The following is a 15205-nucleotide window of genomic DNA, read 5'->3' on the forward strand; positions in this document are numbered from 1 at the left end:
AAATTTTGATAAAAATAAAAAATTTAAAAAAATATTATGGCAAGGAACTTGTTATTAATGATGTTTCTTTAGATATTAAAAAAGGGGAAATCTACGCCATTGTAGGACATAGTGGAGCTGGAAAGTCCACACTTTTAAGGTGTATTAATGGACTTGAAAACTATCAAGAAGGCAGCTTAAAAGTGCTTGATCATGAAATCAAACACTTAAGCCAAAAAAACCCAAAAGCATTAAGAATGCTAAGAAAAGACATAGGCATGATTTTTCAAAATTTTGCTTTAATGGAGCGCAAAAATGTATTTGAAAATGTTGCTATGCCTTTAAGAACGCACTATACTCAATGTAAATTTTATGCCAAACTTTTAGCTAAAGAATACATGAGTGAAAAAGAATTAACTCAAAAAGTAAATTCTTTGCTTGAAATCGTAGGACTTAGCCATAAAAATAAAGCATACCCTAAAGAACTTAGCGGAGGACAAAAACAACGCGTAGCCATTGCTAGAGCCTTATCTTTAAACCCAAAAATTCTACTTAGCGATGAAGCAACTTCAGCCCTTGATCCTAATACCACAAAAAATATTTTAGAACTTATTTCCAAAATCAATGCTGAATTTGGTATCACCGTTGTTTTAGTCACTCATGAAATGGATGTTGTAAAAGACATAGCACAAAAAGCTTTATTGCTTGAAAACGGACAAATTATAGGAAGCGGTGCTATTGAAGAGCTTTTTTTAAAACCTAGTGAGAAGATGAAAAAATTCTTAGGCGAAAACGATTTCTTGCCTCAACACGGACTTAATATTAAGCTTTACTTTCCAAAAGAAGTGGCAGAAAATAGCATCATCACCCATATGGCAAGAACACTAGATATTGACTTTAATATAGTTTGGGGTAAAATTGAAAAACTCAATGGAAAAGCTTTAGGGAATTTAGTCATAAACATAGATCAAAAAGATAAAAACAAAGTTCTTGATTACATAGAAAAAAGCGGGGTATTATGGGAGATAGCATCATGAGCGAAGAAAATCACTCTATTTTCAATGCTTTTTACCATAGAATCTCGCAGTTTTTCAATGATTTTTCTTGGGAAGACATAAAAGAATTCAGCTTAAATACTATTACAAGCTTTGGTAAAAACTATGATAATATCTTAAAACCTGCTTTAAACGAAACTGTTTATATGAGTTTAATGGCTGTATTTTTTGGCTTTTTATTAGCTATCATTCCAGGTATTTTACTAGCTATTTGGAATAAAAATGGCATTAAAGAAAACAAACTTGCTTATGGCATTTTAGATTTCATTACAAATATTTTGCGTGCTTTTCCTTTTCTTATACTTATGGTTGTACTTCTACCTCTTTCTAAAATCTTAGTAGGCACTAGCATAGGTACAAACGCTGCTATAGTCCCTCTAGCCATAGGAATAGCACCCTATTTAGCTAAAATGCTTGAAGGAGCTTTTAAAGAAATCGATCAAGGCATTATAGAAGCAGCAAAAAGCTATGGTTCTACTGATATACAAATCATATTTAAAGTGATTTTTAATGAAGCACTTCCTGCGATCATCAGTGGTCTTACTTTAACCTTGATTTTTACTATAGGCTTTTCAGCTCTTGCCGGAGCTGTTGGTGGTGGAGGCTTAGGCGATGTGGCAATACGCTATGGCTATGAGAGGTTTAATAAAGAAGTAATGATTCAAACTGTAATCATCTTGCTTGTATTAGTTCAAATTGTTCAAATTCTAGGCAATTTATTTTACACTTGGGCCAAAAGCAACAAAATTTTATATATTATTGCTACCTTATTAACTTTATTTACAATCAATATAATCATTAATATCAATAATGAAGAAAATTTCTTGGGACAAATTATTGTTGTAGTTTTGCTTATAATGTATTTTATTTATAAAATTCTTAAAAAATAAGGAAATTGTAACTTATTTTAAACTAAATATAAGTTTTTTTAAGTACAATCTTGGCTAAAAGTTTAGAAAGGATAAATAATGATGTCTCAGATGCGTTAGTCTGACTATCAATTTAAGTTTTTATATACTTCTTCCTGATAGTCAGAGTGAAATTGATAAGATAAAGCAAGCACAAAATGACTAAAAAAGGAAAAAAATGAAATTCAAAGCTTTAATCATAGCAAGTATACTAAGCCTTGGCTTACATGCCGAAGAAACCATCACAGTTGCAGCTACACCTGTTCCACATGCTGAAATTTTAGAACAAGTAAAACCAGAATTACAAAAGCAAGGATATAAACTTCAAATCAAAGAATTCACAGATTATGTTTTACCTAATCTAGCCGTGGATAGCGGTGAAGTTGATGCTAATTTTTTTCAACACACGCCTTATTTGGAAGAATTTAACAAAAGCAAACACACTAAACTCACAAAAGTAATCAACGTCCACATAGAACCTATGGCAGTTTATTCTAAAAAATATAAGAGCTTAGACGATATCAAACAAGGAGCAAAAATAGCCATTCCTAACGATCCTACTAATGAAAGCAGAGCCTTAGACATCATTGCAAAAAAAGGCTTAGTGAAATTTCAAGATAAAGCCTTAAAAACTCCCCTTGATATCACCTATAATCCTAAAAAACTTCAATTTATAGAATTAAAAGCTGCACAACTTCCAAGAGCTTTAGACGATGTTGATTTTGCTGTAATCAATTCTAATTACGCACTTTCTGCAAATTTAAATCCTGCAAAAGACAGTGTATTTATAGAAGACAAGCAAAGTCCTTATGCCAATATTTTAGTAGTTAAAACAGGAAATGAAAACGATGCAAAAATCAAAGCCCTAGCAAAAGCACTACAAAGCGATAAAGTCAAAAACTTTATCATAGAAAAATACAAAGGTTCGGTTTTACCTGCCTTTTAAACAAATCCTTTAGGATTTTATCACAGGAGTTTTTATGAAATTATTTCGATTTATCTTTTTTATTTCTATTATGGTTTTATCTGATTTATTAGCATCAAGCATCACTATAGGAGCAACACCAAATCCTTTTGGCACCTTATTAGAACTTATGAAAGATGATTTTAAAAATAAAGGATATGAACTTAAAATCATAGAATTTTCAGACTATATTTTACCTAATCGTGCCTTAGAAGAAAAAGAACTTGATGCTAATTTATTCCAGCACAAGCCTTTTTTACAAGCCTATAATCAAAAAAGAGGTGCTAAACTCATTGCAACAACGCCTGTGATTATAGCTCCTATAGGAATTTATAGTAAAAAAATCAATGATTTAAACAAACTCAAAGAAGGTGCTAAAGTCGCTATACCAAATGATAGCACTAACGAAAGCAGGGCTTTAGAGCTTTTAGAAAAAGCAGGCTTAATTGAATTAAGCCAAAATACCCTTAAAACCCTGCTTGATATAAACAAAAATCCTAAAAAACTTCAATTTATAGAATTAAAAGCTGCACAACTTCCAAGAGCTTTAGACGATGTTGATATAGCTATAATTAATTCTAACTACGCACTTGAAATAGGACTTAACCCAAGCAAAGATGCTTTATTTCGCGAAGATAAAGACAGTGCTTATGTAAATTATATTGTAGTACGTTTAGAAGACAAAGAAAGCGTTAAAACCAAAATCATTGATGAAATTCTAAGAAGCCAGAAATTTAAAACCCTTATCAATGAACGCTATAAGGATATATTAATCCCTGCTTTTTAGCCTAATTTAAAAATATCAAAGCCTTTATAATACAATTCAAATTCATTATAAATCATAATTAATGATATAAAATTTTTAAAGGCTTTATTAAACTTATAAAAGTAAAATACCTTTATACTTAATACAGGGATAAAAATGAAAATTATTTTTTTAACTCTTTTTATTTTATTAAATTTTTCCCAAGCATCTAATTTAGAAGAAGTTAAAGCAGCCCTTGAAAAAGAATTTAAAAATAATTTCCCTAAGATTATAATTTCGCAAATTGATTTAAAAATCACATCCTTACCAAAAGACTTTGAACAATACGAATTTTTAAGAATAGCCAAGGGGCGTTTCAATCAAGCCCAAGGCTTTTTAAGGGCTAAATTTAAAACTCCACAAAATATTCAAAAAAACATATTTTTTAGATATTTTATCCAAGCTAATTTAGAGGTACTAAAAAACAAACGCTTTATCAAAAAAGGAGACAAACTGGATGCTTTTGATTATGAAAATGTACTTGTTGATTTTGATAAAGTTCCTTCTAATGCCTTGACTTTAGATGATGTAAACAATCTCATAGCCAAAAGCAATATCAATAAAAATACTATTTTAAAAATTACTATGTTTAAAATCACAACCTTAATACGAAGAAACGATCCTATCATAGGGATTTTAAATGAAGGCAATGTCAATGTTTTAATCGAACTTGTAGCCTTAGAAAACGCTAATATGGGAGAAAGAATACGTGCAAAAAACAAAGAGGGAAAAATCATGCAAGGCATAGTCATAGGAAAAAATAGGATAATCATACAATGAAAATTTTATTAGGAATTTCTGGTTCAAGTGGTGTGAATTTAGGCTTAAAATTACTCAAAAACTTAGAAAATAAATGCGAACTTTATTGTATTTTAACCCAAGGATCAAAAGCAAGCTTTCAAGCTGAAAACAAACAAAATCTAGAAAAAATCTGCCAAAAACAATTTAAAAATACTTATTTTTTAGATGATAATAATTTAAGTTTAAGCGTAGCAAGTGGATCTTTTGGCATAGAAAAAACTATCATTGCACCCTGCTCTATTTCAAGTTTAGCCAAAATTCATGCAGGCTTTGGCGACACACTTTTAATGCGTGCAGCAGCTGTAGCCTTAAAAGAGAGAAAAAAACTCATCTTAGCCGTACGCGAAATGCCCTTTTCCACACTTAATTTAGAACATATGTTAAAACTCAGCCAAATGAATGTCATCATAGCCTCTCCTGTATTTGCAAGCTATTGTGGGGTAAAAAATCTACAAGATTTAGAAAATTTTATTGTAGGCAAATGGCTAGATCTTTTAGAAATAAAACATAATTTATATAAAAAATGGCAAAATTTTTAGTTTAAATTTGTTATATTTTTAAAAAAAATTGGAGTAAGAATGACTTGTTTATATCCTGGGACTTTTGATCCCATTACAAATGGGCATTTAGACGTTATCAAGCGTGCTTTAAAGATTTTTGATCAAGTGATCGTAGCCATAGCAAAAAGCGAACATAAAAAACCTTGTTATAGTTTAGATAAACGCAAAGAACTAAGCTTGCTTGCCACGCAAAATTTAGCAAATATTAAAATCATCACTTTTGATAATTTACTTGTAGATTTAGCCAAAGAATTAAAAATCAATACCATTATCAGAGGACTTAGAGCAGTAAGTGATTTTGAGTATGAATTACAAATTGGTTATGCAAATCACGCCCTTTGGGAAGAGATTGAAACCATTTATTTAATGCCAAATCTAAAAAACGCTTTTATATCTAGTTCTATAGTGCGTTCAATTGTAGCCTATGGCGGAGATGTTAGCTCTCTTGTTCCAAAAGAAATTTTACCCTTTTTAAAGGATGAAGCTTGTATGTAGTGTTTGAAGGTATAGATTGTGTAGGAAAAAGCACACAAATTGATCTTTTAAAAACAAGTTATAAAGATGCTATTTTCACACTTGAACCAGGTGGAACAGATCTTGGAAAATATTTAAGAAATATTTTACTTAATAACACTTATAAAATCCACAAAAGGACCGAACTTTTACTTTTTTTAGCAGATCGTGCACAACATTTTGAAGAAGTTTTAAAACCCAATCGCGACAAACTCATTATCAGTGATAGAAGTTTTATTTCAGGTATGGCTTATGCAAAAGACTTTGAAAACGATTTGCTCTTTATTTTAAACGGCTTTGCTTTAAATCAATTTTTCCCACAAAAAGTGATTTTTTTAAAAGGGGATGAAAAACTCATCCAAGAACGCCTTGATCAAAAAAAAATAGATCATATAGAAAAACGCGGCATTGAGTATTTTTTAAAAGTCCAAGAAAAACTTGAAAATGTTTTAGATTTTTTAAAACAAAAGCTAAATATAAAAATTTTAAAACTAGACGCAAACCAAAGCAAAGACCATCTACACCAAAAAATAAAGGAATTTGTGCAATGATAAATGCCTTAAAAGGAATGAAAGATTTATTAGATAAAGATGCATATTATTATGAAAAAATAATCAAAACCTCTGAAGAAGTTGCTAAAAACTACGGATTTAGTTTCATTAATATACCTCATTTAGAGCTTTACAGCCTTTTTAAAAGAAGCGTAGGAGAAAGTTCTGATATAGTAGGCAAAGAAATGTATGAATTTATTGACAAAGGACAAAACCATGTTTGCATGCGTCCTGAAGGTACAGCAGGAGTGGTACGTGCCTACATAGAAAAAAAATTAGACAAAACAAATGCTTTAAAACGATGGTTTTATCACGGATCTATGTTTCGCTATGAAAGACCGCAAAAAGGACGCTTAAGAGAATTTCATCAATTTGGCGTTGAAAGTTTTGGAAACCCTAGCGTTTATGAGGATGCAAGTATCATTTTAATGCTTGTGGAAATTTTTTCACGTCTTGATATTAACTTCAAACTTCTTATTAATTCTTTAGGTTGTTTAACATGTATGCAAAAATACCGTGAAAAACTAGTGCATTTTTTAGACACTCAAGAAGGTTTTTGTCCAGATTGTTTACGCAGGAAAAATCTCAATCCCATCCGCGTACTAGATTGCAAACAAGAACATTGTCAACATTTGCTTTCAAACGCCCCGCTTTTAAATCAGAATTTATGTCTTTCTTGTCAAAATGACTTTGAAATTTTACAAAAACTATTAAAAGAAAATAATATAGATTTTAAAATCGATGCAAAATTAGTCAGAGGGCTTGATTATTATTCTAAAACGGCTTTTGAATTTATTAGTAATGAAATCGGTGCTAAAGCTGCCATTGCAGGAGGTGGACGCTATGATAGATTGATTGAGCATCTTGATGGAAAAAAAGGCTTTGGAGTAGGTTTTGCTATGGGTATAGAAAGAATCATGTCCATTTTAGAGCAAAAAAAGCAAGTCCAATCAAGATCAGGAATCTATCTTTGTGCTTTAGATCAAATATACATTAGTAAGCTTTTCACTATCGCTACAAAATTAAGAAAAACACATCAAGTCATTTTAAATTATGAAGCAAAAAAACTTGCCAAACATCTTGAAAATGCCGATAAAAACAATACTGAAATTTTTCTCTGTATGGGAGAAAAGGAAGCACAAAATCAAAGCTTATTCTATAAAAATCTAATTAAAAAAGAAGAAAAAAGCATTCAAATTGCAGATTTGGAGAAGATTTTATGAGAGATTATGGTATTAATATTTGGGGAAATGATAATTTTATTATTAAAAATAGCAAAGTTTGCATCAATCACGAAAAAAAACCCGCTATCATAGACATAGTAAAAGAATTAAGAGACGATGGATATAAAGGACCTTTACTTTTAAGATTTCCTCACTTAATCCAAAAACAAATTGAAAATATTTATGGAAATTTTAGCAAAGCAAGAAAAGAATTCAATTACAAAGGAGGCTTTAATGCAGTCTATCCTCTAAAAGTCAATCAATACCCTGGCTTTGTAAAAAATCTTGTAAAGCTTGGTAAAGACTATAATTACGGACTTGAAGCAGGATCAAAAGCCGAGCTTTTGCTTGCTATGGCTTATAATAACGAAGGCGCGCCTATTAGCGTTAATGGTTTTAAAGACAGAGAACTTATTAATATAGGATTTATAGCTGCTGAAATGGGGCATAATATCACTTTAACCATAGAAGGACTAAACGAACTTGAAGCTATTATTGACATAGCTAAAGAACGCTTTAAGCCTAAGCCTAACATAGGATTGCGCATACGTTTACACTCAGCTGGCGTTGGTATTTGGGCTAAAAGTGGCGGTATTCATTCTAAATTTGGACTTACTTCTACTGAACTCATAGAAGCAGTAAATTTGCTTAAACAAAATAAACTTTTAGATCAATTTACTATGATACATTTTCATTTAGGATCTCAAATTACTGAAATTCATCCTTTAAAAAAAGCCTTAAATGAAGCAGGAAACATCTATACAGAACTTAGAAAAATGGGTGCTAAAAATCTAAAAGCTATCAATCTTGGAGGTGGTTTGGCAGTAGAATACTCACAGTTTAAAAATGAAAAAAGCAGAAATTACACCTTAAGAGAATATGCTAATGATGTTGTTTTTATCTTAAAAAATATCGCAGAACAAAAAAAAGATCTCGAACCTGATATTTTCATAGAAAGTGGGCGTTTTGTTGCAGCAAATCATGCTGTTTTAATCGCACCGGTTTTAGAACTATTCTCTCAAGAATATGCAGAAAGCAAGCTTTTACTCAAGGAAAAAAATCCTAAACTCATTGATGAGCTTTATGATCTTTACAAAAGCATCAAATCCTCAAATGCTTTAGAATACCTTCATGATAGCATAGATCATCTAGAAAGCATCTTAACCCTTTTTGACTTAGGCTATGTGGATTTACAAGATCGATCTAATGCAGAAATTTTAACCCATTTGATCACAAAAAAAGCTATTTTACTTTTAGGTGACAAACAAAACCCTGCAGACTTGCTTGCCATACAAGATGAAGTGCAAGAGAGGTATTTAGTCAATTTTTCACTTTTTCAAAGCATGCCTGATTTTTGGGGTTTAGAACAAAATTTTCCCATCATGCCTCTTGATCGCTTAGATAAAGAACCTAGCAGAAGTGCAAGTATTTGGGATATTACCTGCGATAGTGATGGAGAAATTTCTTATTCTAAAGACAAGCCTTTATTCTTACACGATGTAGATGTAGAAAAGGAAAATTATTTTTTAGGTTTTTTCCTTGTAGGTGCTTATCAAGAAGTTCTAGGAATGAAACACAATCTTTTCACTCATCCTACTGAAGCTATTGTTAGCGTCAATGAAAAAGGCTATGAAATAGAAGGTATCATAGAAGCTCAATCCATACTTGATACCCTTGAAGATTTAGACTATGATATCCATGCAATTATGAATAAGCTTAATGAACGCATAGGCAATTCTAAGCTAGTCAATGAAAAACAAAAAAAACACATTCTAGGAGAACTTTATCTTTTTTTAAATGACAATGGATATTTAAAAAGCATAGGTAGAAAAGAAAGCTAAAAAATCAATTCTAGAATTTTAATACATAAAATTTTATGTATTATTATACATAATAGTTTTTACACTCAAATAATACAAAATTCTACATTATAAAAAATTATGATCTAATTTTCAATCAAATTGATTATAAAAGTATATTTTTTTGCTAAAATTAAACAAAAAACAAAGGATTAAAAATGCTTACACAAAGATCTCAGGTTTTAGAAGAGTCTATTACTTTAGCCATTACTGCACTTGCTAATGAATTAAAAGCTAAAGGTGAAGATGTTATAAGCTTTTCAGCGGGTGAACCTGATTTTGATACGCCACAAACTATTAAAAATGCCGCTATAGCTGCTATAGAAAAAGGTTGTGGCAAATACACCCCTGTTGCAGGAATCAATGAAGTCTTAAAAGCTGTACAAAGCAAGCTTAAAAATGACAACCAACTCGATTACCAAACCAATGAAATCATCACCAATGTAGGTGCTAAACACTCTCTTTTTGAGTGTATAGAATGCCTAATCCAAAAAGATGATGAAGTCATCATCCCTACTCCTTATTGGGTAAGCTATCCTGAAATGGTGAAATTTGCAGGAGGAAAACCTATTTTCATAGAAGCTTTAGAAGAAAACGGTTTTAAAATCACGCCTAAACAGCTTCAAAATGCCATCACAAATAAAACCAAAATGCTCATACTAAACTCCCCATCAAATCCTGTAGGTTCAATTTATTCCAAAGAAGAATTCATCCAACTTGCCAAGATTTTAGAAAATACCAATATCACAGTTTTAAGTGATGAAATGTATGAAAAACTGCGTTATGATAATATTAATTTCACTGCCTTTGCAAGCGTAAGCGAAGATGCACTAAAGCGTACTGTCACTATAAATGGATTAAGCAAATGCGGGGCTATGCCAGGATGGCGTTTTGGCTACATGGCTAGTAAAAACAAAGCCTTAATTTCAGCTGTAAAAAGACTCCAAGGCCAAAGTACTTCCAATATCTGTGCGATCACTCAATACGCGGCCATTCCTGCTTTAACAGGAATTTGCGATGAAGATATTGAAAAAATGCGTCAAGCTTTTGAAAAACGCCGTAATTTAGCCTTAGACTTCTTAGCCAAAATACCAAATATTAGCGTTTATAAACCACAAGGAGCTTTTTATCTTTTTATCAATATACAAAAAATCGAAAAAAATTCTATGCGATTTTGTCAAAAACTCTTAGAACAAGAAAAAGTCGCTGTTGTTCCAGGCATTGGTTTTGGCATGGATGGATATTTTAGACTTTCTTATGCTACAAGCGATGAACTCATCAAAAAAGGCTTAGAAAGAATAAGTCGTTTTATTATAAATTACAAGCAGTGATCATGAGAAGACCTTTACCTTTTATACTTGCAGCTACAAATAACGGATCTATAATTATTAATCACCTTGATAGACATGATACACCTCAAGGAAGCTATGGAGTTGGTTTTCAATTTTTAAATTATGGTAGTTTTGATCCAGAAGAAATTGATCTTTGCACTAATCTTTTAAAATTACGTAGAAAATATCATAAAGACAATATTTTTGCAATAGATTGTGGTGCAAATATTGGTGCTCACACTATAAAATGGGCAATAGAAATGGGGGGGGGGAGGAGAAATTTTAGCTTTTGAAGCACAAGAAAGGCTTTTTTATGCTTTAGCAGGAAACATAGCAATTAATAATTGCTTTAATGCTAAAAGCCGTTGGAAACCCTGAAAAAAATCAAAATGAACTTGAAATTTTAACTCCTGATTATACTCAAAAGGCTTCTTTGGAAGCCTAGAATTAAAATCACAAAACATTAATGAATTCATAGGACAAATACCTCAAAAGAAAGAAAAGGTTCCTTACTTAAAACTTGACAATTTCAATTTTAAAAGATTAGATTTTATCAAAATAGAGATATAGAAGGCATGGAACAAGAAGTCATATTAGGATGTTTAAATCATATTAAAGCTTTTAAACCTATTTTACAAATTGAAATCATTAAATCAAATACTCAAGACATTATCAACATACTAGAAAATTTAGAATATAAAATTTTTCAATGTGGAATTAATATCTTAGCTATTTATAAAGATCCTGCGATCAATCATTTAAAAACTTCCAATCCATAAGCTTTTTACAACTTGCATGAAAGTTAATTTAAACTAGAATAAAAAAGATAAATTATAAAATTTTAATTTTATTACTTTTAAAAATAATCAAGCCTTAAAAAGGCTTGATTGAAGATTTTGAAAACTTACTCGACTTCAGCATCAATCACATCATCGTCTTTTTTCTTCTTATCTGTGGTGCTTGACTCCTCTTTTTTATACATACTTTCGGCTAATTTATGAGAAACATCACTTAAAGCTTTCATTTTGGTTTCAATCTCTTCTTTGCTTGCATTTTGATTTTTTAGAGTTTCACGCAAATCATCTAAGGCTTTTTGGATATTTTCCCTATCACCTTGTGGGATTTTTTCCCCAAGCTCATTAAGAGATTTTTCTACTTGATGTGCTAAAGCATCGGCTGAATTTCTAGCATCTATGGCTTCTTTGCGTTTTTTATCCTCTTCTTTATGAAGTTCAGCATCTTTTACCATATTATTGATTTCTTCTTCACTAAGTCCACTTGATCCTGTGATTTTAATTTCTTGTGCTTTACCTGTTGCTTTATCTTTCGCACTTACAGTTAAAATACCATTAGCATCAATATCAAAGCTTACTTCTATTTGTGGCATACCACGTGGTGCAGGCGGAATTCCTTCAAGATTGAAATTTCCTAAAGATTTATTATCACGGCTAAATTCCCTCTCCCCTTGCAATACATTAATGGTAACAGCACTTTGATTGTCTTCTGCTGTTGAGAAAACTTGCTCTTTTTTAGTCGGGATAGTCGTGCCTTTTTCTATGATTTTAGTCATCACACCTCCTAAGGTTTCAATACCCAAAGAAAGCGGAGTAACATCAAGCAAAAGCACATCTTTAACATCACCTTTTATAACTGCACCTTGAATTGCCGCACCAATTGCTACAACTTCATCTGGATTTACTGATTTATTTAAATCTTTACCAAAAGCTTTTTTTACTTCTTCTTGCACTAAAGGAACGCGTGTAGATCCACCCACCATAACGATTTCTTTAATTTCGTCTTTTTTAAGTCCTGCATCATTTACAACTTCATTGATTTTAGTGATAGTTTCAGCTACTAAAGAATCAATCATGCCTTCAAATTTAGCTCGAGTTATTTTTTTTACCAAATGTTTTGGACCGCTTGCATCTGCAGTGATAAATGGCAAATTGATTTCAGTTTCATTAGCAGAACTTAATTCCTTTTTAGCATTTTCTGCAGCTTCTTTTAAGCGCTGTAAGGCCATCACATCATTTTTGAGATTTATACCTGTTTCATCTTTAAATTCATTAACTAAAAAATCAATCAATTTATTATCAAAATCATCCCCACCTAAAAAGGCATTACCACCCGTTGCTAAAACTTCTACAACATTATCCCCTGTTTCAAGCACGGTAACATCAAATGTCCCCCCACCTAAATCATATACTACTATCTTTTCACTATCTTTTTTATCAAGCCCATAAGCCAAAGCCGCTGAAGTAGGCTCATTAATAATTCTTAATACATTAAGGCCAGCTATGGTTCCTGCTTCTTTAGTTGCTTTTCTTTGCGCATCATTAAAATATGCAGGTACAGTAATAACTGCATCTACAATACTCTCACCCAAAAAAGCTTCCGCATCTTCTTTTAATTTCATCAATACCTTAGCTGAAATTTCTTGCGGGGTATAAATTTTTCCAGCAATCTCTATTGCACAAGCACCATTTCTTTCAGTAATATGATAAGGGAGTCTATTTTTAGCCTCTTTAGCGGCATCTTCATTGATCATTAAACCCATAATCCTTTTAATAGAATAAATAGTCTTTTCAGGATTAGTAACAGCCTGACGTTTAGCACTATCTCCTACTAAAACCTCTCCTTTATCTGTAAAAGCCACCACAGAAGGAGTTGTATTCTTACCTTCTTTATTTGGTATTACTTTGCTCTCACCACGTTCATATACAGCAACACAAGAATTGGTTGTTCCTAAATCTATACCTATAACTTTACTCATTTTTTATCCTTTTGTTAAAATTTATTTTGCCACACTAACTTTTGTTGGCCGAATCACACGATCAGATATTTTATAACCTTTTTGAAGCACCTGAACGACTGCACCGCTTTGATGATCTTTACTCTCTACATGAAACATAGCTTCATGTAAATTAGGATTAAATTCATTTTCCTCTTCAATAACACTCACTCCATGTTTTTCAAGTTTTTTCAAAAATAAATCTAAAGTATTTTGTACTCCTTCTTTGATTTTTAAACTAATCTCATCATGGCACTGCACATTTAATGCTGCCTCTAAAGCGTCTAAAACATCTAGCAAATCTTTAGCAAAACTTTCATTTGCGTAGGCCATAGCGTTTAGTTTTTCTTTTTCCATTCTTTTTTTGATATTTTCAAACTCAGCATTTGCACGCATATATTTATCTTTTAACTCATCTAATTCTTTTTGCAATTTACCTTGATCATCTTCATTGTTTTGCAAATCTTGATCTTGTAAATCATCAAAATTAGCTGTATTTTCATCTTCAAATTCTTGCCTTTGATCGCTCACGCTGCCTCCTTTATGTATTGTAAGATTTTTTTATAATCAGTATAAACACTACCTGCTAAGATAATATTTACATCCTCGCCCAAAAATTCTGCATCCATCTTCAATCCCATAAAACCTTCTTTAAATAAGGGTTCAAATTCAAGGCTTGTTTTAAAATGATGATGAACGCCACAATCTAAGAACTTAACAAATTCATCATTTTGATAAATTTGGTAAGCCCTTTCTTTATTACTTCTATAATAGATCAAATTTTGCCTTAAACTCGCAATCTTTTCTACAAGTTCTACAAAATTAACTTTAAAAGCTATATTTTCTATACTAAAAAGATCAAGCCCAATAAGACTTTTTAAAAAATTCCAAGCTTCTTTTTCATATTTTAAAACAAGCTCTTCTTTAAAATCAAGCACTATAAATTTAGCATTAAGATCTAGCACCTCTTCAAGTACTAAACTCCTTCCCCCATAAACAAGACAATAAATACCAAACTGCTTGTTAAGTTCTTTTAAAAAATCTTCGCTTTTTATATTTATATCTTTATCTTGTTCGCTTTGCCAATAATTTTGCATGGTCAAAATAGCAGGAATCCTTCTGCTACTTATATGAAGTTGAGTAATCAAACCTTCATCACTAAGTCTTTTAAGATAAACACGTATAGTCGAAGCAGGAATACAAAGATTTAAATTTAACTCATTAAAACCAATAGGCGCATTATCCAAAAGATAGGTTTGAATAATAGAATCTAAAATCAAATCCTTTTTATTTTGGTTTTTCATCGCTATTTCCTTAAAACTTTAGCACTCTATTTTTTAATTGCTAGACATATTATACAACTTTGAGTGTTATTTTGTCAAGTATAAATATAAAAAAATAACTTAATTTTATTTAGTCTATATGACTAAAGCACTTTAAAATAGCTCATAAACATTTTATTTTTAAAAGGATTTTATTGAACAATCATAAACCATATCTTTACAAATCTTATTTTTTGTTTCTAAATATATCACTTTACACACAATAAATACTTATAAACATAACAAAACCAAATTCCAAAATCCCTTCAATCTCTTCTCAACTCATATTCTCATCATTACCATTTAATTCTATGAATATATAAAACTTATTTTATTTAATAAATTAATTTTTCAATTTTAAAATAAAAATAATATATAATAATATATTATACAAGTATAAATACTATAAAATAAACTGTAAGCCTCTACACAATAATAATTTAAAAGATTGAAATAAAAAAAAGAAAAACTAAGAATAATAAAGCAGTCTAACAAGTCCGCAATGAGTTACTTTCCCCCTACCAGTAAGGTGTAGTATCATCA

General features: G+C 30.9%; 16 protein-coding genes. 13 read left to right on the forward strand and 3 right to left on the reverse strand.

Annotation, left to right across the window (positions count from 1 at the left end):
- Window positions 1-5 precede the first annotated feature (5 nt).
- From GRQ01_RS03645 to GRQ01_RS03705, 13 genes are all read left to right on the forward strand, one after another.
- Complete coding sequence (locus GRQ01_RS03645) at window positions 6-1016, forward strand: methionine ABC transporter ATP-binding protein (RefSeq protein WP_158334480.1); 1011 nt, start codon at window positions 6-8, stop codon at window positions 1014-1016.
- Window positions 1013-1924, forward strand: a complete 912-nt coding sequence (locus GRQ01_RS03650; RefSeq protein WP_158334497.1) for a methionine ABC transporter permease — start codon at window positions 1013-1015, stop codon at window positions 1922-1924. The genes GRQ01_RS03645 and GRQ01_RS03650 overlap by 4 nt, the downstream gene beginning before the upstream one ends.
- A gap of 196 nt (window positions 1925-2120) precedes the next feature.
- Entirely contained in the window at window positions 2121-2888 is a 768-nt protein-coding gene (locus tag GRQ01_RS03655; RefSeq protein WP_158334481.1) for a MetQ/NlpA family ABC transporter substrate-binding protein, read from the forward strand.
- Between the two features lie 34 nt (window positions 2889-2922).
- Window positions 2923-3693, forward strand: coding sequence for a MetQ/NlpA family ABC transporter substrate-binding protein (locus GRQ01_RS03660; RefSeq protein WP_158334482.1), 771 nt, complete (start codon window positions 2923-2925; stop codon window positions 3691-3693).
- A 135-nt stretch (window positions 3694-3828) separates the two neighbouring features.
- Complete coding sequence (gene flgA, locus GRQ01_RS03665; RefSeq protein WP_158334483.1) at window positions 3829-4491, forward strand: flagellar basal body P-ring formation chaperone FlgA; 663 nt, start codon at window positions 3829-3831, stop codon at window positions 4489-4491.
- Window positions 4488-5051, forward strand: a complete 564-nt coding sequence (locus GRQ01_RS03670; RefSeq protein WP_158334484.1) for a UbiX family flavin prenyltransferase — start codon at window positions 4488-4490, stop codon at window positions 5049-5051. The genes flgA and GRQ01_RS03670 overlap by 4 nt, the downstream gene beginning before the upstream one ends.
- Before the next feature lie 39 nt (window positions 5052-5090).
- The gene (gene coaD / locus GRQ01_RS03675) at window positions 5091-5567 is read left to right on the forward strand and encodes a pantetheine-phosphate adenylyltransferase (protein WP_158334485.1); all 477 of its coding nucleotides are present in this window, start codon (window positions 5091-5093) and stop codon (window positions 5565-5567) included.
- Window positions 5558-6136 carry a dTMP kinase gene (gene tmk / locus GRQ01_RS03680; protein ID WP_158334486.1) on the forward strand — a complete coding sequence of 193 codons (579 nt, stop codon included), beginning with the start codon at window positions 5558-5560 and terminating at the stop codon, window positions 6134-6136. The genes coaD and tmk overlap by 10 nt, the downstream gene beginning before the upstream one ends.
- Window positions 6133-7359: a histidine--tRNA ligase gene (hisS, locus tag GRQ01_RS03685; protein ID WP_158334487.1), complete on the forward strand. Its 1227-nt coding sequence runs from the start codon at window positions 6133-6135 to the stop codon at window positions 7357-7359. Before tmk ends, hisS begins: the two co-directional genes overlap by 4 nt.
- On the forward strand, window positions 7356-9200 hold the full coding sequence (speA, locus tag GRQ01_RS03690; RefSeq protein ID WP_158334488.1) for a biosynthetic arginine decarboxylase: 1845 nt from the start codon (window positions 7356-7358) through the stop codon (window positions 9198-9200). Before hisS ends, speA begins: the two co-directional genes overlap by 4 nt.
- A gap of 176 nt (window positions 9201-9376) precedes the next feature.
- Window positions 9377-10549 (forward strand): pyridoxal phosphate-dependent aminotransferase, encoded by a 1173-nt coding sequence (locus GRQ01_RS03695; protein ID WP_158334489.1) that lies wholly within the window; start codon window positions 9377-9379, stop codon window positions 10547-10549.
- A gap of 2 nt (window positions 10550-10551) precedes the next feature.
- Window positions 10552-10842, forward strand: coding sequence for an FkbM family methyltransferase (locus GRQ01_RS03700; protein ID WP_158334490.1), 291 nt, complete (start codon window positions 10552-10554; stop codon window positions 10840-10842).
- A 282-nt stretch (window positions 10843-11124) separates the two neighbouring features.
- On the forward strand, window positions 11125-11328 hold the full coding sequence (locus GRQ01_RS03705; protein WP_158334491.1) for an FkbM family methyltransferase: 204 nt from the start codon (window positions 11125-11127) through the stop codon (window positions 11326-11328).
- Between the two features lie 125 nt (window positions 11329-11453).
- Here the strand turns inward: GRQ01_RS03705 and dnaK are convergent, their stop codons facing one another.
- The 3 genes from dnaK to GRQ01_RS03720 are packed head-to-tail and all read right to left on the reverse strand — an operon-like array spanning window position 11454 to window position 14644.
- Window positions 11454-13322 carry a molecular chaperone DnaK gene (gene dnaK / locus GRQ01_RS03710; RefSeq protein WP_158334492.1) on the reverse strand — a complete coding sequence of 623 codons (1869 nt, stop codon included), beginning with the start codon at window positions 13320-13322 and terminating at the stop codon, window positions 11454-11456.
- 21 nt (window positions 13323-13343) lie between these two features.
- Window positions 13344-13871, reverse strand: a complete 528-nt coding sequence (gene grpE / locus GRQ01_RS03715; protein WP_203121173.1) for a nucleotide exchange factor GrpE — start codon at window positions 13869-13871, stop codon at window positions 13344-13346.
- Complete coding sequence (locus GRQ01_RS03720) at window positions 13868-14644, reverse strand: HrcA family transcriptional regulator (RefSeq protein WP_158334493.1); 777 nt, start codon at window positions 14642-14644, stop codon at window positions 13868-13870. The genes grpE and GRQ01_RS03720 overlap by 4 nt, the downstream gene beginning before the upstream one ends.
- Window positions 14645-15205 lie beyond the last annotated feature (561 nt).

Source organism: Campylobacter bilis (assembly GCF_016806695.1).
Taxonomy (GTDB): Bacteria; Campylobacterota; Campylobacteria; order Campylobacterales; family Campylobacteraceae; genus Campylobacter_D; species Campylobacter_D bilis.

What these genes read in the sequence shown, in the direction of transcription:
- GRQ01_RS03660 (WP_158334482.1), top strand. Translation starts at nt 2,923, where the DNA reads ATGAAATTATTTCGATTTATCTTTTTTATTTCTATTATGGTTTTATCT.
- flgA (WP_158334483.1), top strand. Translation starts at nt 3,829, where the DNA reads ATGAAAATTATTTTTTTAACTCTTTTTATTTTATTAAATTTTTCCCAA.
- speA (WP_158334488.1), top strand. Translation starts at nt 7,356, where the DNA reads ATGAGAGATTATGGTATTAATATTTGGGGAAATGATAATTTTATTATT.
- GRQ01_RS03650 (WP_158334497.1), top strand. Translation starts at nt 1,013, where the DNA reads ATGAGCGAAGAAAATCACTCTATTTTCAATGCTTTTTACCATAGAATC.
- GRQ01_RS03700 (WP_158334490.1), top strand. Translation starts at nt 10,552, where the DNA reads ATGAGAAGACCTTTACCTTTTATACTTGCAGCTACAAATAACGGATCT.
- coaD (WP_158334485.1), top strand. Translation starts at nt 5,091, where the DNA reads ATGACTTGTTTATATCCTGGGACTTTTGATCCCATTACAAATGGGCAT.
- GRQ01_RS03655 (WP_158334481.1), top strand. Translation starts at nt 2,121, where the DNA reads ATGAAATTCAAAGCTTTAATCATAGCAAGTATACTAAGCCTTGGCTTA.
- GRQ01_RS03705 (WP_158334491.1), top strand. Translation starts at nt 11,125, where the DNA reads ATGGAACAAGAAGTCATATTAGGATGTTTAAATCATATTAAAGCTTTT.
- GRQ01_RS03670 (WP_158334484.1), top strand. Translation starts at nt 4,488, where the DNA reads ATGAAAATTTTATTAGGAATTTCTGGTTCAAGTGGTGTGAATTTAGGC.
- hisS (WP_158334487.1), top strand. Translation starts at nt 6,133, where the DNA reads ATGATAAATGCCTTAAAAGGAATGAAAGATTTATTAGATAAAGATGCA.
- GRQ01_RS03720 (WP_158334493.1), bottom strand. Translation starts at nt 14,644, where the DNA reads ATGAAAAACCAAAATAAAAAGGATTTGATTTTAGATTCTATTATTCAA.
- GRQ01_RS03695 (WP_158334489.1), top strand. Translation starts at nt 9,377, where the DNA reads ATGCTTACACAAAGATCTCAGGTTTTAGAAGAGTCTATTACTTTAGCC.
- dnaK (WP_158334492.1), bottom strand. Translation starts at nt 13,322, where the DNA reads ATGAGTAAAGTTATAGGTATAGATTTAGGAACAACCAATTCTTGTGTT.